At 69.4% G+C, this 23,574-nt stretch carries 26 protein-coding genes; 17 read left to right on the top strand and 9 right to left on the bottom strand.

All coding sequences use genetic code 11. From position 1 onward, the window contains the following. Window positions 1-579: a GNAT family N-acetyltransferase gene (locus tag AC3WQR_RS13755; RefSeq protein ID WP_307587534.1), complete on the bottom strand. Its 579-nt coding sequence runs from the start codon at window positions 577-579 to the stop codon at window positions 1-3. A gap of 30 nt (window positions 580-609) precedes the next feature. Then, the gene (locus AC3WQR_RS13750) at window positions 610-1,026 is read right to left on the bottom strand and encodes a hypothetical protein (RefSeq protein ID WP_492742397.1); all 417 of its coding nucleotides are present in this window, start codon (window positions 1,024-1,026) and stop codon (window positions 610-612) included. 110 nt (window positions 1,027-1,136) lie between these two features. Here AC3WQR_RS13750 and zigA point away from each other — a divergent pair, with 110 nt between their 5' ends. After that, window positions 1,137-2,330 carry a zinc metallochaperone GTPase ZigA gene (zigA, locus tag AC3WQR_RS13745; RefSeq protein ID WP_492742396.1) on the top strand — a complete coding sequence of 398 codons (1,194 nt, stop codon included), beginning with the start codon at window positions 1,137-1,139 and terminating at the stop codon, window positions 2,328-2,330. A gap of 13 nt (window positions 2,331-2,343) precedes the next feature. Here the strand turns inward: zigA and AC3WQR_RS13740 are convergent, their stop codons facing one another. Together AC3WQR_RS13740 and AC3WQR_RS13735 are read right to left on the bottom strand one after the other, a co-directional pair. Further along, window positions 2,344-2,997, bottom strand: coding sequence for an FMN-binding negative transcriptional regulator (locus tag AC3WQR_RS13740; RefSeq protein WP_139706538.1), 654 nt, complete (start codon window positions 2,995-2,997; stop codon window positions 2,344-2,346). 24 nt (window positions 2,998-3,021) lie between these two features. Then, window positions 3,022-3,501 (bottom strand): Fur family transcriptional regulator, encoded by a 480-nt coding sequence (locus AC3WQR_RS13735; protein ID WP_062477006.1) that lies wholly within the window; start codon window positions 3,499-3,501, stop codon window positions 3,022-3,024. A gap of 176 nt (window positions 3,502-3,677) precedes the next feature. On the opposite strand from AC3WQR_RS13735, the gene AC3WQR_RS13730 reads away from it, so the two are divergent. From AC3WQR_RS13730 to AC3WQR_RS13700, 7 genes are all read left to right on the top strand, one after another. Continuing rightward, the gene (locus tag AC3WQR_RS13730) at window positions 3,678-4,340 is read left to right on the top strand and encodes an alpha/beta hydrolase (protein ID WP_062477023.1); all 663 of its coding nucleotides are present in this window, start codon (window positions 3,678-3,680) and stop codon (window positions 4,338-4,340) included. A gap of 76 nt (window positions 4,341-4,416) precedes the next feature. Then, a complete protein-coding gene (locus tag AC3WQR_RS13725; RefSeq protein ID WP_062477003.1) occupies window positions 4,417-4,734 on the top strand; it encodes a putative quinol monooxygenase in 318 nt (105 codons plus the stop codon). Window positions 4,735-4,900: 166 nt separating this feature from the next. Next, on the top strand, window positions 4,901-6,457 hold the full coding sequence (gene gshA, locus AC3WQR_RS13720) for a glutamate--cysteine ligase (RefSeq protein ID WP_062477001.1): 1,557 nt from the start codon (window positions 4,901-4,903) through the stop codon (window positions 6,455-6,457). A 152-nt stretch (window positions 6,458-6,609) separates the two neighbouring features. Next, window positions 6,610-6,990 (top strand): response regulator transcription factor, encoded by a 381-nt coding sequence (locus AC3WQR_RS13715; RefSeq protein ID WP_492742395.1) that lies wholly within the window; start codon window positions 6,610-6,612, stop codon window positions 6,988-6,990. Window positions 6,991-7,112: 122 nt separating this feature from the next. Beyond that, the gene (locus AC3WQR_RS13710; protein ID WP_369646326.1) at window positions 7,113-8,039 is read left to right on the top strand and encodes an SDR family NAD(P)-dependent oxidoreductase; all 927 of its coding nucleotides are present in this window, start codon (window positions 7,113-7,115) and stop codon (window positions 8,037-8,039) included. Window positions 8,040-8,143: 104 nt separating this feature from the next. Further along, window positions 8,144-8,560, top strand: coding sequence for a nuclear transport factor 2 family protein (locus AC3WQR_RS13705; protein ID WP_095948937.1), 417 nt, complete (start codon window positions 8,144-8,146; stop codon window positions 8,558-8,560). After that, window positions 8,550-9,011 (top strand): MerR family transcriptional regulator, encoded by a 462-nt coding sequence (locus AC3WQR_RS13700; RefSeq protein WP_492742394.1) that lies wholly within the window; start codon window positions 8,550-8,552, stop codon window positions 9,009-9,011. The genes AC3WQR_RS13705 and AC3WQR_RS13700 overlap by 11 nt, the downstream gene beginning before the upstream one ends. Before the next feature lie 12 nt (window positions 9,012-9,023). Here AC3WQR_RS13700 and AC3WQR_RS13695 read toward each other — a convergent pair whose 3' ends face one another. The 3 genes from AC3WQR_RS13695 to bamE all read right to left on the bottom strand — a co-directional run bounded on the left by AC3WQR_RS13695 (window position 9,024) and on the right by bamE (window position 10,684). Then, the gene (locus AC3WQR_RS13695; RefSeq protein ID WP_062476985.1) at window positions 9,024-9,386 is read right to left on the bottom strand and encodes an HPF/RaiA family ribosome-associated protein; all 363 of its coding nucleotides are present in this window, start codon (window positions 9,384-9,386) and stop codon (window positions 9,024-9,026) included. Window positions 9,387-9,492: 106 nt separating this feature from the next. After that, on the bottom strand, window positions 9,493-9,921 hold the full coding sequence (locus tag AC3WQR_RS13690) for a CBS domain-containing protein (protein ID WP_070062567.1): 429 nt from the start codon (window positions 9,919-9,921) through the stop codon (window positions 9,493-9,495). A 160-nt stretch (window positions 9,922-10,081) separates the two neighbouring features. Beyond that, window positions 10,082-10,684 carry an outer membrane protein assembly factor BamE domain-containing protein gene (bamE, locus tag AC3WQR_RS13685; RefSeq protein ID WP_492742393.1) on the bottom strand — a complete coding sequence of 201 codons (603 nt, stop codon included), beginning with the start codon at window positions 10,682-10,684 and terminating at the stop codon, window positions 10,082-10,084. Window positions 10,685-10,900: 216 nt separating this feature from the next. Here bamE and ylqF point away from each other — a divergent pair, with 216 nt between their 5' ends. From ylqF to AC3WQR_RS13650, 7 genes are all read left to right on the top strand, one after another. Next, window positions 10,901-11,869: a ribosome biogenesis GTPase YlqF gene (gene ylqF, locus AC3WQR_RS13680; protein WP_492742392.1), complete on the top strand. Its 969-nt coding sequence runs from the start codon at window positions 10,901-10,903 to the stop codon at window positions 11,867-11,869. Between the two features lie 54 nt (window positions 11,870-11,923). After that, a complete protein-coding gene (locus AC3WQR_RS13675) occupies window positions 11,924-12,388 on the top strand; it encodes a Fur family transcriptional regulator (protein WP_307587555.1) in 465 nt (154 codons plus the stop codon). A gap of 105 nt (window positions 12,389-12,493) precedes the next feature. Further along, window positions 12,494-12,643 (top strand): type B 50S ribosomal protein L36, encoded by a 150-nt coding sequence (ykgO, locus tag AC3WQR_RS13670; RefSeq protein ID WP_013542562.1) that lies wholly within the window; start codon window positions 12,494-12,496, stop codon window positions 12,641-12,643. Between the two features lie 128 nt (window positions 12,644-12,771). Beyond that, window positions 12,772-13,476 (top strand): ABC transporter ATP-binding protein, encoded by a 705-nt coding sequence (locus AC3WQR_RS13665; RefSeq protein ID WP_062476970.1) that lies wholly within the window; start codon window positions 12,772-12,774, stop codon window positions 13,474-13,476. Window positions 13,477-13,480: 4 nt separating this feature from the next. Beyond that, window positions 13,481-14,881, top strand: a complete 1,401-nt coding sequence (locus AC3WQR_RS13660; RefSeq protein WP_492742391.1) for an ABC transporter permease subunit — start codon at window positions 13,481-13,483, stop codon at window positions 14,879-14,881. Between the two features lie 6 nt (window positions 14,882-14,887). Beyond that, window positions 14,888-16,375: an ABC transporter permease subunit gene (locus AC3WQR_RS13655; RefSeq protein ID WP_492742390.1), complete on the top strand. Its 1,488-nt coding sequence runs from the start codon at window positions 14,888-14,890 to the stop codon at window positions 16,373-16,375. A gap of 31 nt (window positions 16,376-16,406) precedes the next feature. After that, on the top strand, window positions 16,407-18,599 hold the full coding sequence (locus tag AC3WQR_RS13650) for a TonB-dependent receptor (protein ID WP_492742389.1): 2,193 nt from the start codon (window positions 16,407-16,409) through the stop codon (window positions 18,597-18,599). A gap of 281 nt (window positions 18,600-18,880) precedes the next feature. Here AC3WQR_RS13650 and AC3WQR_RS13645 read toward each other — a convergent pair whose 3' ends face one another. Next, complete coding sequence (locus AC3WQR_RS13645; RefSeq protein WP_492742388.1) at window positions 18,881-20,512, bottom strand: DUF4139 domain-containing protein; 1,632 nt, start codon at window positions 20,510-20,512, stop codon at window positions 18,881-18,883. Window positions 20,513-20,750: 238 nt separating this feature from the next. Between AC3WQR_RS13645 and AC3WQR_RS13640 the strand changes: the two genes are divergently transcribed. Further along, complete coding sequence (locus AC3WQR_RS13640) at window positions 20,751-21,197, top strand: PaaI family thioesterase (RefSeq protein WP_062476955.1); 447 nt, start codon at window positions 20,751-20,753, stop codon at window positions 21,195-21,197. Here the strand turns inward: AC3WQR_RS13640 and AC3WQR_RS13635 are convergent. Continuing rightward, window positions 21,115-22,371: an acyltransferase family protein gene (locus AC3WQR_RS13635; RefSeq protein WP_492742387.1), complete on the bottom strand. Its 1,257-nt coding sequence runs from the start codon at window positions 22,369-22,371 to the stop codon at window positions 21,115-21,117. The genes AC3WQR_RS13640 and AC3WQR_RS13635 overlap by 83 nt on opposite strands. Before the next feature lie 156 nt (window positions 22,372-22,527). Here AC3WQR_RS13635 and AC3WQR_RS13630 point away from each other — a divergent pair, with 156 nt between their 5' ends. Continuing rightward, a complete protein-coding gene (locus tag AC3WQR_RS13630) occupies window positions 22,528-23,490 on the top strand; it encodes a LytTR family DNA-binding domain-containing protein (protein ID WP_492742386.1) in 963 nt (320 codons plus the stop codon). The last annotated feature ends 84 nt before the right edge of the window (window positions 23,491-23,574 follow it).

Raw genomic sequence — 23,574 nt, 5'->3', positions numbered from 1 at the left:
TCAGCCGAGTTCGCGCACGTCGATGCGAAAGCGCAGCTCGGGCGCGCCACCGAGCCCGGGCTCGGTGATGAACTCCTCGACCAGCACGCCGCCGTTGGCGCGGATCACGCGCTGCGAGGCGAGATTGTCGGGGCTGGTCGTGATCTCGACGTGGTCCAGGCCGATGGCGCGCGCATCGGGCAGCAGCGCGCGCAGCGCGGCGGTGGCATAGCCCCGGCCGCTTTTCCACGGCACCACGCCGTAGCCGATGTGGCCGAGGCAGTACGAAGGCAGGGCGTTGGTGCTCGGCTGCCAGCGCAGCTGGATGCTGCCGCAGAACTCGCCGTCCCACAGCCAGCGCCGGTAGCCCGGCAGCCGCGGCACGGTGCCACCGGTGGGCAGCGCGATGGGCGGGCCCTTGGCCTCGCGGTCGACGAGGCCGGCGAGAAAGCCGTCGGGGTCGGTGCGGATCAGCGCCAGCTCTTCGCGGCCGGCTTCGGCCCGCAGGTTGTTGGGCGACCAGCCGCGCTCGAGCGCAGCGATGTAGCCGGGCAGGTGCTCGGGCGACGGCCAGACGAGCTGCAGGGCGGAGGGGGGCATGGGACGCGGTCCTTTTTCTTTCGGGTTCATTCAGTACGAGCGCAGGGCGATGCCCCAGCGCCCCTCGGCCTGCACGACGATCCAGAGGTTGGCGTGCGTGCTGAGCACCGCGCCGGCCGCATCGCGCCGCGTGTAGTGCACGACGAAGTGCACCTTGTCGTGGCTCAGGAGCACCGGCTCCTTCTTCTCGTACTGTGTGGAGGCCCAGCCGCTGGCCTTGAGCGTGTCGAAGAAATCCACCGGGTGCTGGCCGGGCGCGGGCCAGTCGAGCCGCTGCGCGCCCGAGAGCATCGTGTGCGGAAAGTGCAGCTCGGCGTCCATGCCGCGCGTGTCCGAGGCATTGAACGCGGCCGTGAAACGGTCGAGGCAGGCCGACGCGGCGGCGACGACGGTCGCGTGCGGCGCGTCGGAGGGCGGCGGGGCGACGAAGGCAGAGAAATCGGTCATGCGCTGGATGGTAGGCGAGCGCGCGCCTGTCGGTCACGTTTGCATGAAATGCAACTGAGTTGCGTCAACCCATATAATGCAATTCTGTTGCAACTACGGAGCCTGCCCTCATGGCCGATCGTCTTCCCGTCACCGTGCTGTCCGGCTTCCTGGGCGCCGGCAAGACCACGCTGCTCAACCATATCCTGCACAACCGCGAGGGCCGCCGCGTGGCGGTGATCGTCAACGACATGAGCGAGGTCAACATCGACGCCGCGCTGGTGCGCGAAGGCGGCGCCGCGCTGTCGCGCACCGACGAGAAGCTGGTCGAGATGAGCAACGGCTGCATCTGCTGCACGCTGCGCGAAGACCTGCTGATCGAGGTGAAGCGGCTCGCCAAGGAAGGGCGTTTCGACCAGCTCGTGATCGAGTCGACCGGCATCTCCGAGCCGCTGCCCGTGGCCGAGACCTTCACCTTCGCGGGCGAGGACGGCCAGAGCCTGGCCGACGTGGCGCGGCTGGACACCATGGTCACGGTGGTCGATGCCTTCAATTTCCTGCGCGACTACGGCTCGCCCGACAGCCTGGGCCAGCGCGGCCAGTCGCTGGGCGACGAGGACACGCGCACGGTGGTCGACCTGCTGATCGAGCAGATCGAGTTCTGCGACGTGCTCGTGGTCAACAAGACCGACCTCGTGACGGCCGAAGAACGCGAGCGGCTGATGGCGATCCTGCGCAGCCTCAACCCGCGTGCGCGCATCGAAGAGTCGGAGTTCGGCCGCGTCGCGCTCGACCGCGTGCTCGACACGGCCCTGTTCGATTTCGAGCAGGCCGAGCAGGCGCCCGGCTGGCTGGCCGAGCTGCGCGGCGAGCACGTGCCCGAGAGCGAGGCCTACGGCATCCGCAGCTTCGTCTACCGGTCGCGCCTGCCGTTCCATCCGCAGCGTTTCTGGGACCTGGTGCAAGGCGAGTGGGAGGGCGTGGTGCGCTCCAAGGGCTTCTTCTGGCTCGCGAGCCGGCCGACCCGCGCGGGTTCGTGGTCACAGGCCGGCGGTGCCTGCCGCTACGGCGTGGCGGGCCTGTGGTGGGCGGCCGTGCCGCGCGAACACTGGCCGACCGACCCCGATGGGCTCGAACTCATCCGCAAGAACTGGGACAACGCCACCGGCGATGCGCGCCAGGAGCTGGTGCTGATCGGCATCGGCATGGACGAAGCCGCGCTGCGCGCACGGCTCGATGCCTGCCTGCTCACGCCCAACGAGATGCGCTTCGGCCCCTCGTGGTGGCAGAACCTGCCCGATCCGTTTCCGTCGTGGAACGTGTGAGCGCGCGGGCGGTTCAGTCGCCGGCGCTGCCGGGCTGCATCGCCTGCTGCACCAGCCGCGCCATGGCCGATGCGTTCTCGCTGCCGACGGCGGCCAGGCCCTGCACCGTGCCTTGACGGTCCTGCAGGGCTTCATCCTGGCTGGCCTTGAGCTTGCCTTCGAGGCGGTCGATGGGGATCTCGATGCCCACCACGGCGCGCGCCAGCTTGCGGATGAAGGTCTCGGGCGCGTCCGTGGTCTGCCAGGGCACGGGTTGGCCGGCCTCGTTCGCCGCGGTCAGCCGCGCGAGCAGGTCGAGCAGCCAGGCTTCGTCGTCGATGGCGCGCGCGATGCCGTGCGCGTGGGCGACGGCGTAATTCCAGGTCGGCACCACCTGGCCGTGCTCGGCCTTGCCGGGGTACCAGCCGGGCGTGATGTAGGCCTGCGGCCCCTGGAACATCACGACCGACGGGGCCGGGGCATCGAGCTGGCGCCACACGGGATTGGCGCGCGACACGTGGCCGAGCAGCGTGCCGAACGGGCCGCGCGAGCGGTCGAGCAGAAAGGGCAGGTGGTTGGCGACCAGCCCGTCGGCGCCCTGAACGACCCAGGCGCCCAGCGGATGCGCATCGATCAGCGCGTGGCTCGCGCCGAGGTCGGGCTGGCGGTGGTGCCGGGAGACGTACACGCGCGGCCTGGTCGGCTCGGCGAGCTACCGCGCACAGTCGCCGCACATGCCGTGCAGCGTGAGCGCCGTGTGCCGCGTGTCGATGCCCTGCTTGCGCAGCGCCTTGCCGAGCCGGCCCATCACCTTGGGCAGTTCGGGGTCGGAGGGCAGGGCCAGCACCTTGTGGCACTGGTCGCATTCGAAGGTGTTGCCCGAGGCGGTGTCGACGTGCCGCGCGAAGCGGTTGACCCGGTCGGCGCCCACGCGGCGGTCGCACAGGCCGGCCTCGACCAGCCGGTCGAGCACGCGGTAGAGCGTGACGCGGTCGGGCGGCTCGCCCGTGGCGGCGGTGTAGGCGGCGGCCACTTCCTCGTGGGTCAGCGGCTGCGAGCCGTGTTCGAGCAGCTCGAGCACGGTCTGGGCGGCGCGCGTCACGCGCAGCCCGCTGCCGCGCAGCAGCGCCTCGCTGTCGAAGGCGGGGCCGGGCGACGAGGTCTTCGGGGACGGGTTCGGGGTGGTCTTCATGCGAAACGCCATTGTGTTGCATCCGGCGCTCCCTTGTGCCGGCAAGGGCGCCGGGGCGGCCCGAAGGCGCGGATGTTGCGAGGTGCAAGTCAGCCAACCGGCCGTTTCGCCGCGGCCCGGGTCGCCCGAATGCGCTAAGGTCCGGGCATTCGCATTCCTGAATACCTTCGTTGACCATGTCCCGTCCCCCCATCGAAATCGAAACCGCCCCGAACCCCACCGCCTCGGTGATCCTGATGCACGGCCTGGGTGCCGACGGCAACGACTTCGTGCCGATCGCCGGCGAACTCGACCTGTCGGCCGTGGGCCCGGTGCGCTTCGTGTTCCCCAATGCGCCCGTCATTCCCGTGACCATCAACGGCGGCTACGAGATGCCCGCCTGGTACGACATCGCGGTGGCCGATCTGGTGGCGCGCGAGGACGAAGCCGGCCTGCGCCGCTCGCAGGCGAGCATCGAGGCCCTCATCGCCAACGAAAAGGCACGCGGCATTCCCGCCCACCGCATCGTGGTGGCTGGCTTCTCGCAAGGCTGCGCGATGGCGCTGATGACGGGGCTGCGCCACGGCGAGCGGCTGGCCGGCATCGTCGGCCTTTCGGGCTACCTGCCGATCGCCGCGACCACGGCGGCCGAGCGCCACGGCGCCAACCACGACACGCCCGTGTTCCTCGCGCACGGCCGGCAGGACCCGGTGGTGCCGCTGGCGCGCGCCGAACAGTCGCGCGACGCGCTGGTGGCGCTGGGCCACCCGGTCGAGTGGCACGAATACCCCATGGCGCACTCGGTCTGCATGGAAGAGATCGCCGACCTCAACCGCTTCCTGCTGCGCGTGTTCGGCTGAAGGCCCATCACGCCGGGCCGCGCGCGCATCCATCCTGATCCTGTCACCCCGCAAGAACGCACAGAAGGAGACCCCCATGATCCTGGTCATCGGACACGCGCTGGCAAAGGCCGACACCCTGCAGGCGATGCTGGCCATCAGCGTGGAACACGTGCTGCGCTCGCGCGCCGAGCCCGGCTGCATCTCGCATGACGTCACGACCGACGTGCAAGACCCGCTGCAGCTCACCTTCGTGGAGCGCTGGAGCGACATGGCGGCGCTGCAGGCGCACTTTCGCGTCGACGCATCGCGCGCTTTCGGCAAGGCGCTCGCGGCCATGGCCGACGGCGTGCCGTCGATCCATGTCTACCAGTCGGAAGAGATCGACCTCGCGGCTGGCCGCGCCAAGGCCTGAATTTCGAACCCCCGCTGCGCGCCGCAAGGCCGGTGGTATTTGAGAGGGTAGCTATGAAAAAAGTAGCAAAAAACAGCATAGCCGGATGCGGGATTCCCTGCTTCAGCAGTGCCTGTCCGCCCGTGCTACCTTCCAGCCCCACAGAAGATTGATGGGTCATAAGAACATGAGCAACAGATTGCAGGAGAGGCTGGGTGCACTCCCGGCCGCGCGATTGAAGGGAATGCGTCGCGGCATCGAGAAGGAAAGCCTGCGCGCGCTGCCCGACGGCAAGCTGGCCCTCACGCCGCATCCGCTGGCGCTGGGCTCGGCGCTCACGCATCCGCACATCACGACCGACTTCAGCGAATCGCAGCTCGAACTCATCACGGGCGTGCACGCGGGCGTGGAGTCGGCGCTCGAAGAGCTCACGCGGGTGCACCAGTTCACCTACCGCGTGCTCGACCAGCTCGGTGACGAGCGCCTGTGGGTGTCGAGCATGCCCTGCGGCCTGCCGACCGACGAGACCATTCCGATCGGCCGCTACGGCTCGTCGAACGTGGGCCGCGCCAAGAGCGTGTACCGCATGGGCCTGAGCCACCGCTATGGCCGCCGCATGCAGACCATCTCGGGCATCCACTACAACTGGTCGCTGCCGGAGGTGTCGAGCGAAGAGTACTTCGCGCTCATCCGCAACTTCCGTCGCCAGGCTTTCCTGCTGCTGTACCTGTTCGGCGCCTCGCCGGCCCTGTGTTCGAGCTTTGTCGCGGGCCGCCCGCACGAGCTGCAGCCGCTGGGCGACGGCAGCATGTACATGCCGCACGGCACCTCGCTGCGCATGGGCCGCCTGGGCTACCAGAGCGAGGCGCAGGCCTCGCTGGCCGTGAGCTACAACAGCCTGGAGGGCTACGGCGCCTCGCTGCAGGACGCGCTCACACGCCCGTGGCCGGCCTACGAGGCCATCGGCATCCGCAACCTGGGCGGCGACTACAACCAGCTGGGCACCAGCCTGCTGCAGATCGAGAACGAGTTCTACGGCACCATCCGCCCCAAGCGCGTGATCCACTCCGGCGAGCGCCCGCTGCACGCGCTGCGCGAGCGCGGCGTGGAGTACGTCGAGGTGCGCCTGATGGACCTGGACCCCTTCGAGACCGTCGGCATCAATGCGCAGACCATGCGCTTCATCGACGTGTTCCTGCTGCACTGCCTGCTGAACGACAGCCCCGACGACACGCCGCAGGAAATCGCCGACCTGGCGCAGAACCAGCACCTCACGGCCGCGCGCGGCCGCGAGCCGGGGCTGAAGCTGCGCCGCGACGGGCGCGAGGTCGGGCTCACCGACTGGGGCCTGGAGCTGGTCGAGCAGTGCCTGCCGATTGCCGCCGCGCTCGACGCGGCGCAGGGCGGCACGCAGCACGTCGACGCGGTGCGCGCCGCCAAGGCCGGCCTCGAGAACCCCGACAGCCTGCCCTCGGCCCGCGTGCTCGCGGCCATCGAGCAGCAGCACGGCAACTCCTTCGTCGGCTTCGTGCGCGCCCAGTCGGAGCAGACCCGCGCCGCGCTGCTGGCGCTGCCGTTCTCGGCCGCGCAGCAGGCCGGGTTCGAGCAGATGACGGCCGAGTCGATCCAGGCGCAAAAGCGCATCGAGGCGGCCGACACCATGCCCTTCGAGATCTACCGCGAGCAGTACGTCTCGCCGGCGCGCCTGGGCATGGCCCCCGGCCGCCTGCCGGTCGCGGCCTGAGACGGTCACCCCGGCGGCGCCGGCCGGCGCATGCCGACAACGCCGCTGGCCGATGGCCTACAGCCATTGACCTGTCCGGCTCACCGTGGCGCGGCGGCCAGCCCGGAAGATGGTGTCATGCGCTGCCCAGTTCCGGACCCGAGACACCCACCATGACGCTTCATGCCTACCTGGTCGAGGACAGTCCGGTGATCCGCGAGAACCTGGTCGACTTTCTCGAGGACGTGGTCGATGCGCACGTGATCGCCTCGGCCAGCACCGCCGACGAAGCGCTCGAATGGCTGCGCGACCACAAGAGCGATTGGGACCTGGCCATCGTCGACCTGTTCCTGCAGCGCGGCAACGGCCTGGCCGTGCTGAACGCCTGCCGCCAGCGCGCGCCGCACCAGAAGGTGGTGGTGCTCAGCAACTACGCCACCGCCGACATGCGCCTGCGCTCCCAGCAACTGGGCGCCGATGCCTTCTTCGACAAATCGGCCGAACTCGACCAGCTGGTGGCGTACTGCGCCACCGTCCAGCCGTCGCATGGGTGACTCCCGCCGGGGGCGCCCGGCGGCGAACGGGGCGGGGAACTGAGGTAAAACGTTGGGTTGTTGTCAATTGGCAACCCTCACCAACACCGACCCACACAGTTCAGACAGCGAGCAGAGACCTCATGAGCAACAGCACCTCCATCGACTTCCAGGGCCGCGTGGCCATCGTGACCGGCGCCGGCGGCGGCCTGGGCCGCCAGCATGCGCTGGCCTTGGCGGCGCGCGGCGCCAAGGTGGTGGTCAACGACCTGGGCGGCGCGCGCGACGGCTCGGGCGGCTCGGTCAGCGCCGCGCAGGCGGTGGTCGACGAGATCAAGGCGGCCGGCGGCGAAGCCATTGCCAACGGCGCCTCGGTGACCGACTTCGAGGCCGTGCAGGCCATGGTCAAGCAGGCGGTCGACGCCTGGGGCCGCGTCGACATCCTGGTGAACAACGCCGGCATCCTGCGCGACAAGAGCTTCGCCAAGATGGAACTGGACGATTTCAAGCTGGTGGTCGACGTGCACCTGATGGGCGCCGTGAACTGCACCAAGGCCGTCTGGGCGCTCATGAACGAGCAGAAGTACGGCCGCATCGTGATGACCACCTCGTCGTCGGGCCTGTACGGCAACTTCGGCCAGAGCAACTACGGCGCCGCCAAGCTGGCGCTGGTGGGCCTCATGCAGACGCTGAGCATTGAAGGCGCCAAGAACGACATCCGCGTGAACTGCCTGGCGCCCACCGCCGCCACGCGCATGACGGAAGACCTGTTCCCCAAGGACATGCTCGAGGCCTTCCGCCCCGAGGCCGTCGTGCCCGCGATGCTGGTGCTGGCCGCGCAGGACGCGCCCAACCGCACCATCCTCTGTGCCGGCGCCGGCACCTTCGAGGCCGCCCACATCACGCTCACGCAGGGCGCCTGGCTGGGCATTGCCGCCGACACGCCCGAGCAGCTGGCCGCGCGCCTGTCGGAAGTGACCGCGCGCGAGGGCGAGGCCGTGCCGCAAAGCGGCACCGCCCAGGGCGCGAACGAAGTCGCCAAGGGCCAGGCGAACGCCGGCCGGGGCTGAACTTTCGTCACTCGGTACATGGCGCTTGACTTCGAGCGCACTCGAGCATTTCCAATGAATTCACCGGATGTCCGGTGTCTTCATTCATCCAAGGAAATCACGCCATGCACACGATCGACAACAAGGCCCTGGTCCAGCGCATCCATGCGGAGCTGGACAAGGGCAATGGCCAGGCCTTCATCGACAGCCTGGCCGACGACGCCAGCTGGACGCTGGAAGGCAGCACGCCCTGGTCGCGCACGTACCAGGGCAAGCAGGCGATCCGCGAAGAGCTGATCAAGCCGCTGTTCGGGCAGTTCGCCGGGCCCTATGTGAGCAAGACCGAATGCATCATTGCGGAAGGCGACCGCGTGGTGGTGCTGTTCAGCGGCGACGTGCCCACCAAGGCCGGCAAGCGCTACAACAACCGCTATTGCTACGTCTACCGACTCGAAGGAGGCCAGGTGAAGACATTGACCGAGTACTTCGACACCGCGCTGGTCGAGCGGGCGCTCGATGCGCCGACCGCCCATGCCGGCTGACGCCAGCGCTGCCACGCCGTCGTTCCACATCGGCGAGCTGGCCGCGCGCACGGGCCGCACGGTGCACGCCATCCGCTGGTACGAATCGCAGGGCCTCGTGCCCGGCGTGGCGCGCGACGCGGGTGGGCGGCGCGTGTACGGCGAACTGCATGTGGGCTGGCTCGACCTGATGGACCGGCTGCGCCGCACCGGCATGTCGATTGCCGAAATGCGCGACTACACGGCGCTCGCATTGCAGGGCAAGGCCACGCTGCGCCAGCGGCGCGACCTGCTCGAGGCGCACCGCGCGCGCGTGCACCAGACCATTGCCGACTGGCAGCAGGCGCTGTCGCTGGTCGATCGCAAGATCGATTTCTACGACGCCTGGATGGCCGGCGGGCGGCGCCCGCCGCTCATTCCGGTGGAAACGCCGCAGCACCTGCCCGCGCCGAAGCGCAAGCCGGCGCGCTGAGCTTCGACTCGACTACTCGGCGACGAAGCCCTCGCCGTCGCGGCGGATCGAGTCGCGGGCGCGGTGGTTGTTGAGGCGGCCCAGCGTGTTGTCGAGCAGGCGCTTGAGCTTGTCGGCCGCGCCGCGGAAGGCCTCGTCGAGGCTGGTGGCGTGCTGTGTCACCGCGAGCGGCTGGTGGTGCGCCAGGCGCGCTTCCATCACGCAGCACTTGTCGCCGCCGCCGGCCTTGTCGTGGTTCTCGTCGCTCAGGTGCACCTCGACGCGCGTCACGTCTTCGACGAAACGGCTCAGGTGCTGCTTGATCTCGGTGTCTGCCCAGCGCTCCAGCGTGTCCTTGTTGGTGATGCCATTGCTCGTGTTGACCTGGATCTGCATTGCGTATGTCCCTGCTGGATGGTGAACGAGCCTTCACTGTGCACCCGAAAGAGTGCCCCTGCGCGTAGGTGTGTTGCCCCTTTTTCCCGGGGGCATGGCAGCGTGCTCAGCTCTGGATGTAACTGGTCAGCTGGGTGATGGTCTGCTCGTGCTCGGAAATGATGTCGTCCATCAGGTCTTGAATCGAGATCATGCCGACCACCTTGTCGCCGTCGACCACGGGCAGGTGGCGGAACTTGCGCTGGCTCATGAGCGCCATGCAGGCGCGGGTGCGGGTCTGCGGGGTGACGGTCATCACGTCGGGCGTCATGATCTCGGCGACCTTCATCTCCTTGGAGTTCTTGCCCTGCAGCGCCACCTTGCGGGTGTAGTCGCGCTCGGACAAAAAGCCCACGAGCTTTTCGCCGTCCATCACCATGAGCGCGCCCACTTCGAAATGCGCCAGCGTGGCCAGCGCGTCGAACACGCTGGTGTCGGGCGAGGTGCGCCAGGCGGCGGAATCGTGGCGCTTGAGCAGTTCGGAGACGGGTTTCATCGCAGGCACTCCATTCAGGGGTTTCGATCCGGCCGACGCACGTGGCGGCGCCGTGCTTCGGACAAATCATAGGGGCGGAATCGCCCTTCGCGATGCAAAACCCTCCCGGGTGTTGCGCGTGTCACGCCGCGCACACGAACCCGGGGATGATCAAGGGTGCTCAGGGCGCGGCGGCGAGCACGCGGCTCAGCGCCACGGCATTGCCCGCGACGTCCTTCACGAGGCCTTGCGCATCGAAGTTCACCTGGAACTCCGACCAGCTGTCGCGCCAGTAGCGCCACACCGGCGCGTCCAGGCTCGGGTTCTCGCTGGCCACCGGGTAGCCCAGCGCCATCAGCACCTGTTCGCGCGTCATGCCCGGCATCACCTTGCCCGCGAGGATGGCGGCGCCCACCGCGGGCGGGAAGCTGGCGATCTTGCGCTTCGGGTCTTCGGTGACCACGTAGCGCTTGGCGAAGTCGATCAGCGTGATGTTGCGGCTGTAGTCGTTCTTGATGCGCTGGGGCTTGCCCGCGAGATCGAGGTTGAAGAAGCGGAAGTCGTAGGCCGTGATGCGCGCCGGCGTGCCCGCGGGGACGACGCTCGTGCCCTGTTCGTCGTAGTTGATGTCGCTGATCGAGTCGCCGTAGGTGCGCATGTTGCAGCACAGGAAGCCGTCGGTCAGCGGGCCGGGCGGCGGCGACGGGCGCTGGGCATGCACCGCGGTGGCGGACAGGATGGTGGTGGCCGCGAGCAGGGCGGCGGCGGCAAGGCGCTGGACCATGAAAAGGATCTCCCTCGGTGTGACTTTTTGAAACGGCTGCAGGCGCAGCGCGCGGATTCTAGGGGTGATCTGGCGGCCAACAAGCCAGTGAATACGCCAGTTGGTGCTATCAAAAGCGCAGCAACGAGGAATCGGTCCGTTTCCCGGTTCACAATGCGCACCCGGCCTGCGAGGCCGGTCCCCTTCCAGACAGCGCGAAAGAAAGAGCATCCATCGATGGCGATCCAGTGGTTCCCCGGTCACATGTATTCGACCCAGAAGGCCATCACCGAACGGGTGAAGGACATCGACGTGGTGATCGAACTGCTCGACGCGCGCCTGCCCGGCTCCAGCGCCAACCCGATGCTGGCCGAGCTCACGGCCGGCCGGCCCACGCTGAAGGTGCTCAACAAGCAGGACCTGGCCGACCCCGCGCGCACCGAGGCCTGGCTGGCGCACTACAACGCGCTGCCCGACACCCGTGCCATCGCGCTCGATGCCAGCCTGACCATGCCCGCGCAGCGCATCGTGCGCGCCTGCCACGAGCTGTCGCCCAACCGCGGCGGCATGGCCAAGCCGATGCGCGTGCTGATCTGCGGCATTCCCAACGTGGGCAAGTCGACCCTCATCAACACGCTCACCGGCGGGCGCAAGGCCAAGACCGGCGACGAGGCCGGCATCACCAAGCTCGAGCAGCGCATCACGCTGGCCGACGACTTCTACCTGTGGGACACGCCCGGCATGCTGTGGCCGCGCATCATCGTGCCCAAGAGCGGCTACAACCTCGCGGCCAGCGGCGCGGTGGGGCGCAACGCTTTCGATGAAGAAGAAGTGGCGCTGGAGCTGCTCGACTACCTCAAGGCGAACTACGCCGAAGGCATCGTCGCGCGCTTCAAGCTCGTCGAGCTCGATGCCGCCACCCTGGCCGGCATGAAGGACGAAGACGTCCTCGACACCATCGGCCGCAAGCGCGGCGCGCTGCTGGGCAAGGGCAAGGTCAACCTGCAGAAGGCCGCAGAGATCGTGATGCACGAGTTCCGCGCCGGCAACCTGGGGCGCATCACGCTCGAGACGCCCGAGGAGTTCGCGCAGTGGCTGGCCGCCGGCCAGCGCGCCGACGCCGAGCGCGCCGCGAAGAAGGCGGCGCGCGGCAAGAAGGGCAAGGTCAAGCCCGAGGCAGACGGCGGCCCAGCGGCCGACGCGTGAAGGTCTTGCGCGCGGCTCGCTGAAGGCCGCGCGGGCCGCCCCTATCATCGAGAGATGCAACGTCTCACGCGCCAGCGCAACGCCGTTTTCTCCGCCTTCAGCGACGCCGGCCGCGTGCTGACCGCCCCCGAAATCCTCGAGCATGCACGGGCCATCGTGCCCGAGATCAGCCTGTCGACGGTGTACCGCCAGGTCTCGCTGCTGCTGGCCGACGGCGAGATCGCCAAGGTCGAGCTGCCGGGCGAACCGGCGCGCTACGAAGTGGCCTGCAAGGCCGACCCGCACGACCACCATTCGCACGGCGCCAGCGAAGGTGGCGATGCAGGGCACCACCACCATCACTACTTCCATTGCTCGCACTGCGGCCAGGTGTTCCTGCTGCACGCCTGCCCGGGGCCGATGCACGACCTGGCCCCCAAGGGCTTCCAGGTGACGCACCACGAGGTCACGTTGCATGGCCTGTGCGCGGCCTGTGTCGACGCCGGCGCGAAAGCGCCGAAGGCGCACCCGCCGCACTGACGACGGCGGGGCCCCGGGGTGCCGGGGAAAGGTCAACAAAGTTATTGAGAATGAATTCGCAATAACGTATATTCGCGTGTCCGAACGAACTCCCCGGCCACGTCCATGCAAGTCCTGTCCTCGCTCAAGGAAGCCAAGAAGCGTCACCGCGATTGCCAGGTGGTGACGCGGCGCGGCCGCACCTACGTCATCTGCAAGTCCAACCCGCGCTTCAAGGCGCGGCAAGGCGGCGCAAAGAACAAGAACAAGCGCTGAGCGCATTCGGCGGCTCTGCCGCCGTCGCCTTCATTCCCCATTCGATGACCGCATCGGCGTGCCCACGCCGGGGGCGTGCCTGCGCGCGTCTTTCCTTTCCTCCTTCCTTCCATCGGAACCCCTCCGCCATGCTCCGAGCCTCCGGCCTCACCAAACGCTACGGCGCGCACACCGCGCTCGATCGCCTCGACCTCGACATCCGCGGCGGCGACATCTACTGCCTGCTGGGTGCCAACGGCGCGGGCAAGACGACGACCATCAACCTGTTCCTGAACTTCATCGCACCGACCGACGGCACGGTGCAGATCAACGGCACCGACGTCACGCGCCACCCGGTCGCGACCAAGCAGGACGTGGCGTACATCCCCGAGCAGGTCACGCTGTACGGCACGCTCTCGGGCCTGGAAAACCTGCGCTTCTTCGCCGGCTTGGCGCTGGGCCACGAGCTGCCGCGCGAACGCCTGCTCGCGCTGATGACCGAGGTGGGGCTCGACCACGCGGCCGCCGACAAGCGCGTCAGCATGTATTCGAAGGGCATGCGCCAGAAGGTGTGGATCGCGGTGGCGCTGGCCAAAGAGGCCAAGGCGCTGCTGCTCGACGAGCCCACCTCGGGGCTCGACCCGCATGCCGCCGCCGAGTTCTCCGACCTGTTGCGCCGCGCGGCCGACCGCGGCGTGGCGGTGCTCACCACCACGCACGACCTGTTCCATGCGCAGCAGACCGCCACGCGCGTCGGGATCATGAAGCGCGGCCGGCTGGTCGAAAGCCTCGACGGCGCGCAGATCGGCCAGACCGACCTGCAGTCCCTCTACCTGCAACACATGAGGGCCTGACCCGATGACGATGCGCTGGATCGCCCGACGCGAATTCACCGAACGCCTGCGCGACGGCCGCCTGTACTGGGCCGGCGGGCTCGTGGCCGTGCTGCTCCTCACCGCGCTGGCCGTCGGCTGGGCGCACCAGCGCGGCGCGCATGCCGAGCAGGTGGCCGCGCAGGCCATGGACTACCGCGACTGGCTGCACCAGGACAAGCGCCACCCGCACGACGCCGCGCACCAGGGCATGCACGCCTTCAAGCCCGAGCCGCCGCTGTCGATGGTCGATGCGGGCATCAACCCCTACATCGGCAGCACCGTGTGGCTGCAGGCGCACCGCCAGAGCGAGGTCAAGTTCAATGCCGCGCAGGACGCGACCGGCCTGCAGCGCTTCGGCAACCTGTCGGTGGGCTGGATCTTGCAGGTGCTCGGCCCGTTGCTGGTGATCGTGCTGGGCTTCAACGCCTTCGCGGGCGAGCGCGAGCAGGGCATCCTGCGCCAGACGCTGAGCCTGGGCGTGGCGCCGCTGCGCCTGCTGGCCGGCAAGGCGCTCGCGCTGTCGGCGCTGCTCGCGGTGCTGCTGGTGCCGGCGGCCCTCGTGGCGGCCGTGGCCGTGGCGGTGGGCGCGGAGCCGGGCGGGCGCGTCGATGCGCTGCTGCGGTTGGGCGCGTGGTCGCTGGGCTACGCGGTGTACCTCGGCATCTTCGTGTGCCTGGTGCTGGGCGTGTCGGCGCTGTCGTCCACCTCGCGCATGGCGATCACCGTGCTGCTCGCGCTGTGGATCGGGCAGGCCGTGATGGCGCCGCGCGTGCTCTCCGAACTCTCGCGCAAGTGGTTCCCGAGCCCGACGCGGCTGGCGTTCAACCAGGCGCTCGGCGCGGAACTCAAGGCCGTGTCGAACCAGGTCTGGCAGCAGAACTTCGGCACCACCGAGCGCTGGGGGCGCGACGTGCCGCTGAGCAAGTGGGGCATTGCGCTGCGCTTGGACGACCAGGCCTCGTACCCCGTGTACGACCGCCACTACGGCCGCCTGTGGGACACCTGGGAACAGCAGCAAAAGGTGCAGGAGTGGAGCGGCCTGCTGCTGCCGCTGCTCGCGGTGCGCAGCTTCTCGATGGGCATGGCGGGCACCGACTTCTCGCACCACCGACGCTTCACCACGGCCGCCGAACTGCACCGCCGCCACATCCAGGACCTGATGAGCAAGGACCTCGTGGCGCATGCCGATCCGCTCGGCGACCGCCACTTCTCCTACCAGGCCACGCCCGAGCTCTGGGCCACCGTGCCGCCCTTCGACTACCACCCGCCAGGGGCCGGGTGGGCGCTGCGGCACCAGGCGCGCAGCTTCCTCGTGCTGTGCGCCGGCCTGCTGCTCGCGGCGGCGTTCGCGGCCTTCGCCACCCTGCGCCAGCGCGCGCTCTGAGAGGGGATGCCACCCATGTCGTCCTTCCATCCTCCCCAAGGCCGCCGCCTGCTGGCCGTGATGCGCCAGGAAGTCCGTTTGATGCTCGCCGAGCGCGGCCTGTGGGTCGTCGGCGCGCTGTTCCTCTTGCTCGTGGCTTATGCACTGGGCAACGGCCTGCTGCAGACCGCCCAGCGCGACCGCGCGCAAGCGGCCGTGGCGCAGGCCGACCGCGACACCCGCACCGCGCAGCGCACCTTGCTCGAAGCCATCCTGGCCGGCACCGCGCAGCCCACGCCCTTCGAGAATCCGGCCGACCCTTCGCGCATGGCGAGCAGCTACGGCGGCCAGCATGTGCTGCTGCCGACCGCGCCGCTGGGCCCGGTCGCGCTGGGGCAGAGCGACCTGTTCCCGAGCCAGTACCAGGTCACGAACCAGAGCCGCGTGGTGTTCATGAACCCGAGCGACATCGAGAACCCGTGGCATTTGCTGAGCGGGCATTTCGACCTGGCCTTCGTCATCGTCTACCTGCTGCCGCTGCTCATCTTCGCGCTCAGCTACAACCTGCTCTCGGCCGAGCGCGAGAACGGCACCTTGCGCCTGCTGCTGTCGCAACCGCTGCGGCTGCGCACACTGCTCGCGGGCAAGCTCACGGTGCGCGCGGCTGTGCTGCTGGGGCCGGCGGTGCTGCTGCCGGTGGCGGTGCTGTGGATCGCGCGCCATGCGGGGCTCACGGCGGGCGGCGCGGGCAGCGCCACGCTGTGGTGGGCGCTGCTGGTCGGCGCCTACGCGCTGTTCTGGTTCGCGCTGGTGGTGGCGGTCAATGCCTTCGGCGCCTCGTCGGCGACGAACGCGATGGTGCTCGTCATCGCCTGGGTGCTGCTGGTGCTCGTGGCGCCCGTGCTGCTGAACCTGGCCGTCACGCAGGCCGCGCCCGCGCCGTCGCGCACCGAGCTGGCCACGCGCCAGCGCGTGGTCACGGCCGAGGCGATGAAGCGCTACCAGGACCTGCTGGGCACCGAGTACCAGCACGTGGGGCAGGGCGCCATCCTCGTGCCGCGCGACGGCAAGATCGAGATCGCCGGCCGCTCGCTGGCCAACTACCGCATCCAGCGCGAGGTCGACGAAGCGATCCGCCCCGCGCTCGCGCGCTTCGACGCGCAGCAGGCACAACAGCAGGCGCTGGTGGGCCGCTTCGGCGCCGTGTCGCCGGCGGCCGTGGCCTACGAAGGCATTACCGCGCTGGCCGGCAACGGCGCACGCCGCCATGCGCGCTTCGACGCGCAGACCGTGGCGCACCACGAAGCGTGGAAGGCCTTCTTCTTCCCGCGCATTGACGCGCGCGATGCGCTCGGCCCGGCCGACTTCGACCGCATGCCCACCTTCGCCTGGCACGAGGAGCCCGCCGACCTCGTGCGCGGGCAGGCCGCGCTGGCCGTGCTGCAACTGCTGGTGCCGAGCCTGCTGCTGTTCGGGCTCGCGGCCTGGCGGCTGCGGCGCTTCTCGGTGGCCTGACGCTTTCTTCATTTCTTCCACGCACCGTTCCATGACCCCGTTCACCCGCACCACCGTCGCGCTGGCCGCCTTCACCGCCTTGCAAGTCGCCTCTGCACAAGACAGCAGCAGCAACAACGCCGAACTCGGCACCGTCACCATCGAAGGCAGCCGCGACGTGAACAGCCTGCACCTCGACGATTCGAGCGGCACGGCCTCGCGCCTGGGCCTGTCGGTGCGCGAGACGCCGGCCTCGGTCGAGATCCTGTCGCAGGACGCGATCCAGCAGCGCGGCGCGCGCACCTTCAGCGAGGCGCTGCGCGGCATGGCGGGCCTCTCGGGCGGCGGCCCGCCGTCGTCGCCGACCACGCTGTCGCTGCGCGGCTTCAACAGCCTCATGTACCTGTACGACGGCGTGCGCAGCTCGGGCGCGGGCGTCACCAACCGCGTGCAGGACACCTGGAACTACGAGCGCATCGAAGTGCTCAAGGGCCCGGCCTCGGTGCTCGACGGCGAAGGCGCCATCGGCGGCATCGTCAACTTCGTGACCAAGCGGCCCGACCGCAGCAACCCGCACAAGGAAGCGCTGCTTTCGTATGGCAGTTATGGCTCTACGCGTGCGGCCTTCGGCTTCGGCGGCGCACTCGGCGAGGCCAGCGCCTACCGGCTCGACTACAGCCGCAACGACACGAAGGTGGGCACCATCGACCGCAACGGCGAGCGCATCGACCACTTCACGAGCGGCCTGCTGGTGGACCTGGGCGGCTCGGTGAAGCTCGACCTGTCGTTCGATTACCTGCGCGACGACAACGACGCCTACTGGGGCACGCCGCTCGTGCCGCGCAGCTTCGCCACGCAGCCGACGAACGTCGTCAGCACGCCCGACGGCCGCGTGATCGACCGGCGCATGGCGCGCACTAACTACAACGTGCGCGACGACGAGAACTCGTCCGAAACCTACTGGCTGCGCGCGCGCCTCACGGGGCAACTGGACGGCGGCTGGTCGTGGCGCAACGAGTTCTCGGCCAACCAATCGAAGCGCATGTTCCGCAATTCAGAAAGCGCGACCTTCGTGCCGCCCGCCAGCATCGCGCGCGACCAGACGCTCATCACGCACGACCAGGACTTCTGGCTCGACCGCTTCGACGCCACGCACAAGGGAAAGATCGCCGGGATGGACAACCGCTTCGTCGTCGGCGGCGAGTACAGCGAAACCCGCTTCGGCAGCCAGCGCCGCTTCTCGAACAGCAGCCCCGCCACCGCCGCGCAACTGCGCGTGCCCGTGTTCGATCCGTACACCGGCTACTTCGACGACAACCCCGCGCTGACCACCGGCGCGGGCAACCGCGCCGACACCTTCTCGCGCGTGAAGGTCGCCTCGGTCTTCGTGGAAGACGCGCTCAAGCCGATGCGCGACCTCACGCTGGTCGGCGGCCTGCGCCACGACCGCACCGAGGTCGACCGCCGCATCTGGGACCTGAACGCGGGCAGCGTCACGCGCTTCGGCGCGAGCTACCGCGCCACCTCGGGGCGCCTCGGCGCGGTGTACGACCTGTCGCCGCAGTCGAGCCTGTACGCGCAGTACACCAACGCCACGCTGCCGGTCGGGTCGCTCTTCCTGCTGTCGGCGTCGAACGCCGCGTTCCCGATGTCGCGCGGCAAACAGGCCGAGGTGGGCTTCAAGCAGAGCCTGCCCGCGGCCAACTTGGAGTGGACCGCCGCGCTGTACAAGATCGAACTCGACAACGTGCTCTCGCGCGACCCGAACAATGCGGCCACCACCGTGAACAACGGCCGGCAGTCGTCACGCGGCCTCGAGCTGTCGGCCGTGTGGAAGCCCACGCGCGAATGGACGCTGGCGGGCAACCTGGCGGCGCTCGACGCGCGCTTCGACACGCTGGTCGAAGCCGGCAACGTCTCGCGCGTGGGCAAGACCCCGCCGAACGTGCCCGAGCGCATGGCCAATGTCTTCGCCACCTACCGGCCCGACGGCTCGAAGTTCGAGTACTTCGCGTCGTTGAATCACACGGGGCCGATGTACACCGACAACGCCAACCAGATCCGCATCAACGGCTTCACGACGGTCGATGCGGCCGTGAGCTACCGCTTGAAAAATGCCCTGTTGAGTTTCCGTGTGCGCAACCTGACGGACCGGCTCTACGCGACCTGGACCGGCCGCGCCGCGAGCCAGGTTCTGCTGGCGCCGCGGCGGACCTTCGAGGTGTCGGCGAAGTTTGATTTTTGAAGGGCCGAGTGTTCAGGGCGGCGCTCCCGCCGACGGGGAGCCTTGCTCCGCGAATGTCCCCCGGGGCTTCGCCCCTCCTCCTTGATTTCGCTGCGCAAGGCACCCCATCGACGTGAGCGCGGTCAGAGCACTTGTTGATCAGCCGCACACCACCGCCGCGTCCCGTGCGCAGGACACTGGGTGCTTCCCGCAGCGAAATCAAGGAGGAGGCCGCAGGCCGGGGGACATTCGCGGAGGGAAGTACCCGGTGGCCTGCGCACTCGCCCTGAACAAACCCAGCCTCAGTGCATCTGCAACCGCGCATCCTTCGGATACCCGATCGTGTAGTCTGCCGACACGCGCGCCGTCTGCCCCGCGTCCAGGTCGAAGCGCCACATCGCCAGCCCCGGCTGCTTGTTCCACGCTTGATCAGCGGGTTGCGGTGCAAAGCGTGTGGTCACGCGCACTTGCTCGTCGACCGACACCGGCGCGGCCTCCAGCACCTGCACCGCGATCGGCGTGCGGTGGCGGTTCTCGACCACGTAGGCGCGCTGCACCTGGCGCTCGGCGCGCGAGCCGACAAAACCGCCCGAGCCCTGGTTGTCGCGCTCGGGCTCGACCAGCACGCGCACCAGTTCGTCGCGGCCGAACGAGAGCGTGAGCTTCGCGTCGCTCGGCGCGTTCCAGCGGCCCTGGCCGACGAAGTTGCCGTCGCGGTACAGCTGCATCGGGCCGGCCGGCCACACGCCCGCGGGCTGCGCCATCTCGGCGACCAGGAAGGCGCTCGGGTCCACGCGCGGGCTGGTGCGCGCGGCGAGCTGCGCGGTGTCTTCATGCTGGCCCAGTGCCAGGGTCACGCGCTGGCCGTTGGACGGCACGTCGATGCTTTGCGGCACGGAGAATTCGGTGGCGAAGCTGTTGTCGAACACGCTCACGTCGAACAGCGGCTCGCGTGCGCGCTCCATGGCCATCTTGCGGTCGGCGGCGATGGCGGCCGGGGCGGCGGCAGGCATCGGTGCGGCCATGTACGCCGACTCGGCATTCGCGCGCGGCGGCGGTTCGATGCCGATGCGCCACGCGCTCGGCGTGCGCCCCGTGGTCTCGCGGCGCGGCTGGCCGGTGGACAGCACCAGCTTCACGCCGCGCCAGTCCTCGCCCGTGGCCTGCGCCACCAGCGCCTGGCGCTCGATGCGCACCTTGCGCGTCGTGGTGTCGAGCAGCGCGCGGTAGCTCGGCGTCCAGCCCGGACCGTTGACCTGGTAGCTGAGCTTCACGTCGGCGTCGGCACTGGCGGCCAGCGTGACGGTGACGGCCGTCACCTGCGCGCCTTGGCCCTGCGTGCGACCGCGCTCGGCCAGCAGTGGCTTGAGCTGGCGGTCGAGGTCGGTCTGCTGGCGCTGGATCTGGTGCTGCTTGAGCAGCGCGTCCTGGCCCGAGCGGCGCATCGCCTCGGTCATGGCCGCAAGGTTGCGCGCGTCCATCGGCGCGCGCGCGCCGGGGCCCGACTCGCCGCCCGACAGGCCTTTGAGATAACCCGTGACCATGCCCAGCGCGTCGGTCTCGGCCTGCAGCGCGGCCTTGCGGTCTTCGAGCTCGCGGATGCGGCCGTCGAGCGCGCTGGTGGCGCAGTTGGCCGAGAGCTCGCGCGCCTCGCTGAGCACCGAGGTCTCGCCCACGCGCACCGCCGCGCCGGCCGACACCTGCAGGCTCTGCACGTCGAGCCCGGCCGGCAGGCAGGCGAAGGTGACCGAGCGGCTGCCGGCCGCGACACGCGCCACGCGCTCGACCGTGGCGCTGCCGGGGTAGACCTTGACCTGCGTGATGCGCGAGGCATCGGCCTGCAGCTGTGCATGGGCGCCCGCGCCCGCGGCCAGCCAGAGGGCGGCGAGGGCGGTGGCGCGCAGGAGGGGACGGGCGGAGAACGGTGTGTGCATGGAAAGCCTTCCGGAAGAAAGTCGGTGACGAATCTCCGCTTCTACGGACGGGGCGGGCGAACGGGGTTAAGGCGTTGCGAAGTTTTTTTCATGACGCCGGTGTGACGCGGGCGCGTTGCTGTCGCGCAGGCATCTGCCAGCGGCGAACCGGTCACCCAAGAGACGGTGCGCGGCGGTTCCACTTCCTAGAGTGGGTCTCGCCTTCCCTCCATTGATTCACCCTGAAAGGACACCCCCCATGCTCGACACGATCCAGGCCATCAACCGTTCGGCCGCCTTCAACCGCTGGGCCGGTTTCGACGTCACCCAGGCCGCCGACGGGCAGGCCGAACTGCGCATGAAATGGCGCGAGGAAGACATGGGCCAGTACACCGGCTTCCTGCACGCGGGGATGATCGCCGCGCTGCTCGACACCGTGAGCGGCTTCGCGGCCGCCACCGTGGCGGGCCGCGTGCTGGCCTCGCATTTCTCCATCAACTGCATCTCGCCCGCCATCGGCGAGGCCTTCGTGGCGCGCGGGCGCGTGGTGAAGGCGGGGCGCAAGCAGGTGTTCGTCGGGGCCGAGCTGTTCGCGCAGCCTGAAGGCCAAGGCGAAGACAAGCTCAAGCTCGTGGCGACGGCGAACGCCATCCTGGTGCCGGTGGACGAGGCGTCGACGACGCCGAAGCCGAAGCAGGCGGCATAACCATCACCGGCTCGGGCTTGCGCTTCAGTCCGAACAGCGGGCGCAACCAGCCGATGCGGCGGATCAGCCCGTCGGTCAGCAGCCAGCAGCCGGCAATCGTCACGACGACCAGCGCCACGGGCTCCCACACCGGGCCCAGCGCCAGCGGCACCAGCAGCGCCACCCCCGCGACGATCAGCGTCTGGTGCAGCATGTACCAGGGGTAGACCGACTCGTTGGCCCAGCGCAGCCACGGCCAGGGGCGGTTCAGGTGGCGGTGGCCATGGCCCAGGATCGTGGCGACCGCGAGCCACAGGTAGGCCGTGCGCAGCACGTCCATCAGCAGGCCCTTGGGCGCAACAGGGGTTCCGACGCGCAGCGCGATGAAGGCGCCGATCGCCGCCACCGCCAGCAGCAGCGACACGCGGCGCAGCCGTTCGAGCTCGCGCCAGATGCCCGTGTCCACGCCCATCCAGTAGCCGTAGAGGAAGACGGTGAAGTAGATGCTGTGCAGGTGGAAGTCCCACACCAGGTTGTGCGTGGCGGGGAAATGCCGCGCCAGCAGCACCGTCCACGCCAGCAGCGGCAGTGCGGGCAGCACCAGCAGTTGCCAGCCGCGCAACCCGTTGAAGCGCCGCCGCACCCACTGGCCGGCCGCCGAGCGCCACAGCGGCAGCGTCAGCGCGACCAGCGCCGTGTAGAGGAACAGGTAAGGCAGGTACCAGAGGTGGTTCCAGGTGATGCCGAACTCCGCCCCCGCGAACGCGCCCTTGGGCCAGGGCGCGCCCATCGACAGGTAGCGCAGCAGGAAGGTGCCGAAGCCCGGTGCCACCAGCCCGCGCGCCACGCCCTCGGCATAGGCCTGGTAGGGCACGACCACCGCCATGCCGAAGGCCAGCGGCAGCATCAGCCGCAGCCCCCGGCTGCGCAGCAGGCCCCAGATGCCCTGGCCCCGGCTCAGGAAACCGAGCGACACGCCCGAGATGAGAAACACCAGGTCCATGCGCCACAGGTTCAGCACCCGCATCGGCCACGGCAGCCACTCGGCCGCGTGCGGGCTCTTCAGGTGCCAGGGCCAGTCGGCCACGTAGTACATGCCCACGTGGTAGAGGATGACGAGCAGGAAGGCGAGGGCGCGCAGGGCGTCGATGTCGTGGCGGCGTGGGTCGGCCGGGTGGGTGGTTGCGGTGGTCATTGCAGGCGCCTCGAAGCGAAGAAGCCGCGATGCTCGGGCCCGCGGCCCCGGCGGGGGTCGGCAAGGGGACGGATCGCTCCCGCTTTGTGACAAGCGGTGCCCCGCAGGGACGAAATGGGCCGACCCCAGGGGGCCGTTTTCGCGAGAATTCCCCGCATGCGAGACCCGCGCAAGAACCTGTACGAACGCTACGAGCCGATCCGGCGGTACGTGGAGGTGGGTTTCTGGATCGTGGTCATGGCGATGCAGGCCGTGTTCAACACCTCGGTGGCGCTGGTCGATGCGGGGCGGCGCGCCGTGCCGCACGCCACCTGGGAGATTCTGGTGTGGGAGGGTTCCAGCCACCTCGTGCTGCTGGCGCTGGTGCCGGGCATCGTGGCGGTCGAGCGCTGGCTGTCGCCGCTGCCGCGCAGGCACCTGCTGCGCTACCTGGCGGGGCATGCGGTGGCCAGCGTGGTGTTCAGCGTGGTGCACGTGGTGGCCATGTTCGCGCTGCGCGCGCTGGCCTACGCCGCGGTCGGCGAGCGCTACGACTTCGCGGACTGGCGCGGTCAGTGGGGCTACGAGTACCTGAAGGACGTGCGCGCGTACGTGTCGATGGTCTTCGGCATCTGGGCCTACCGGCTGTTCATGCTGCGGCTGCAGGGGGAGGCGCGGGTGCTCGACGCGCCGGAGGACGCTGGGGCAGCCCAGGCTGCGATGCCACCGGTGGCCGCCGAGGCGCCCACCGACGCTGCCATGCCTCCCGCGCCCGCTGTCGAAGCGCCGCCGGCGCCACCGCCCGTGGTGGCCCGCCCCGAACGCTTCCTCGTGCGCAAGCTGCGCCGCGAATTCCTCATCGCCGCCACCGACATCGACTGGCTGCAGGCCGAGGGCAACTACGTCGGCCTGCACGTCAACGGCCACGACTACCTGCTGCGCGCCACGCTCACCGACTTCCTGACCCAGCTCGACCCCGCCACCTTCGTGCGCGTGCACCGCAGCCACGCCGTGAACCTGGGCCGCATCAAGGAGATCGAGCCGCTCGACGGCGGCGATGCCCGGCTGCACATGCACGACGGCACGAGCGTGCCCTGCAGCCGGCGGTATCGCGACGCGCTGCGCGGCGGCGCAGGCTGATCGCTGCGGCATCGCGTTCCGATCCGGTGCGTGCCCCGCGAAATCGGCCCATTCCTGGGTCGTTTCGCACCATTCAAGAGCCTT

It is taken from the genome of Variovorax sp. FW305-3-2-15-B-LB1 (genome assembly GCF_058787635.1).
The sequence above is the reverse complement of the archived record's forward strand: the minus strand, read 5'-3'. Positions and strand labels throughout refer to the sequence as shown.

Excerpts from the sequence above, each read along its gene's own strand:
- AC3WQR_RS13755 (WP_307587534.1), bottom strand. The coding sequence starts at position 579 with ATGCCCCCCTCCGCCCTGCAGCTCGTCTGGCCGTCGCCCGAGCACCTG.
- AC3WQR_RS13750 (WP_492742397.1), bottom strand. The coding sequence starts at position 1,026 with ATGACCGATTTCTCTGCCTTCGTCGCCCCGCCGCCCTCCGACGCGCCG.
- zigA (WP_492742396.1), top strand. The coding sequence starts at position 1,137 with ATGGCCGATCGTCTTCCCGTCACCGTGCTGTCCGGCTTCCTGGGCGCC.
- AC3WQR_RS13735 (WP_062477006.1), bottom strand. The coding sequence starts at position 3,501 with ATGAAGACCACCCCGAACCCGTCCCCGAAGACCTCGTCGCCCGGCCCC.
- AC3WQR_RS13730 (WP_062477023.1), top strand. The coding sequence starts at position 3,678 with ATGTCCCGTCCCCCCATCGAAATCGAAACCGCCCCGAACCCCACCGCC.
- AC3WQR_RS13725 (WP_062477003.1), top strand. The coding sequence starts at position 4,417 with ATGATCCTGGTCATCGGACACGCGCTGGCAAAGGCCGACACCCTGCAG.
- gshA (WP_062477001.1), top strand. The coding sequence starts at position 4,901 with ATGAGCAACAGATTGCAGGAGAGGCTGGGTGCACTCCCGGCCGCGCGA.
- AC3WQR_RS13715 (WP_492742395.1), top strand. The coding sequence starts at position 6,610 with ATGACGCTTCATGCCTACCTGGTCGAGGACAGTCCGGTGATCCGCGAG.
- AC3WQR_RS13710 (WP_369646326.1), top strand. The coding sequence starts at position 7,113 with ATGAGCAACAGCACCTCCATCGACTTCCAGGGCCGCGTGGCCATCGTG.
- AC3WQR_RS13705 (WP_095948937.1), top strand. The coding sequence starts at position 8,144 with ATGCACACGATCGACAACAAGGCCCTGGTCCAGCGCATCCATGCGGAG.
- AC3WQR_RS13700 (WP_492742394.1), top strand. The coding sequence starts at position 8,550 with ATGCCGGCTGACGCCAGCGCTGCCACGCCGTCGTTCCACATCGGCGAG.
- AC3WQR_RS13695 (WP_062476985.1), bottom strand. The coding sequence starts at position 9,386 with ATGCAGATCCAGGTCAACACGAGCAATGGCATCACCAACAAGGACACG.
- AC3WQR_RS13690 (WP_070062567.1), bottom strand. The coding sequence starts at position 9,921 with ATGAAACCCGTCTCCGAACTGCTCAAGCGCCACGATTCCGCCGCCTGG.
- bamE (WP_492742393.1), bottom strand. The coding sequence starts at position 10,684 with ATGGTCCAGCGCCTTGCCGCCGCCGCCCTGCTCGCGGCCACCACCATC.
- ylqF (WP_492742392.1), top strand. The coding sequence starts at position 10,901 with ATGGCGATCCAGTGGTTCCCCGGTCACATGTATTCGACCCAGAAGGCC.
- AC3WQR_RS13675 (WP_307587555.1), top strand. The coding sequence starts at position 11,924 with ATGCAACGTCTCACGCGCCAGCGCAACGCCGTTTTCTCCGCCTTCAGC.
- ykgO (WP_013542562.1), top strand. The coding sequence starts at position 12,494 with ATGCAAGTCCTGTCCTCGCTCAAGGAAGCCAAGAAGCGTCACCGCGAT.
- AC3WQR_RS13665 (WP_062476970.1), top strand. The coding sequence starts at position 12,772 with ATGCTCCGAGCCTCCGGCCTCACCAAACGCTACGGCGCGCACACCGCG.
- AC3WQR_RS13660 (WP_492742391.1), top strand. The coding sequence starts at position 13,481 with ATGACGATGCGCTGGATCGCCCGACGCGAATTCACCGAACGCCTGCGC.
- AC3WQR_RS13655 (WP_492742390.1), top strand. The coding sequence starts at position 14,888 with ATGCCACCCATGTCGTCCTTCCATCCTCCCCAAGGCCGCCGCCTGCTG.
- AC3WQR_RS13650 (WP_492742389.1), top strand. The coding sequence starts at position 16,407 with ATGACCCCGTTCACCCGCACCACCGTCGCGCTGGCCGCCTTCACCGCC.
- AC3WQR_RS13645 (WP_492742388.1), bottom strand. The coding sequence starts at position 20,512 with ATGCACACACCGTTCTCCGCCCGTCCCCTCCTGCGCGCCACCGCCCTC.
- AC3WQR_RS13640 (WP_062476955.1), top strand. The coding sequence starts at position 20,751 with ATGCTCGACACGATCCAGGCCATCAACCGTTCGGCCGCCTTCAACCGC.
- AC3WQR_RS13635 (WP_492742387.1), bottom strand. The coding sequence starts at position 22,371 with ATGACCACCGCAACCACCCACCCGGCCGACCCACGCCGCCACGACATC.
- AC3WQR_RS13630 (WP_492742386.1), top strand. The coding sequence starts at position 22,528 with ATGCGAGACCCGCGCAAGAACCTGTACGAACGCTACGAGCCGATCCGG.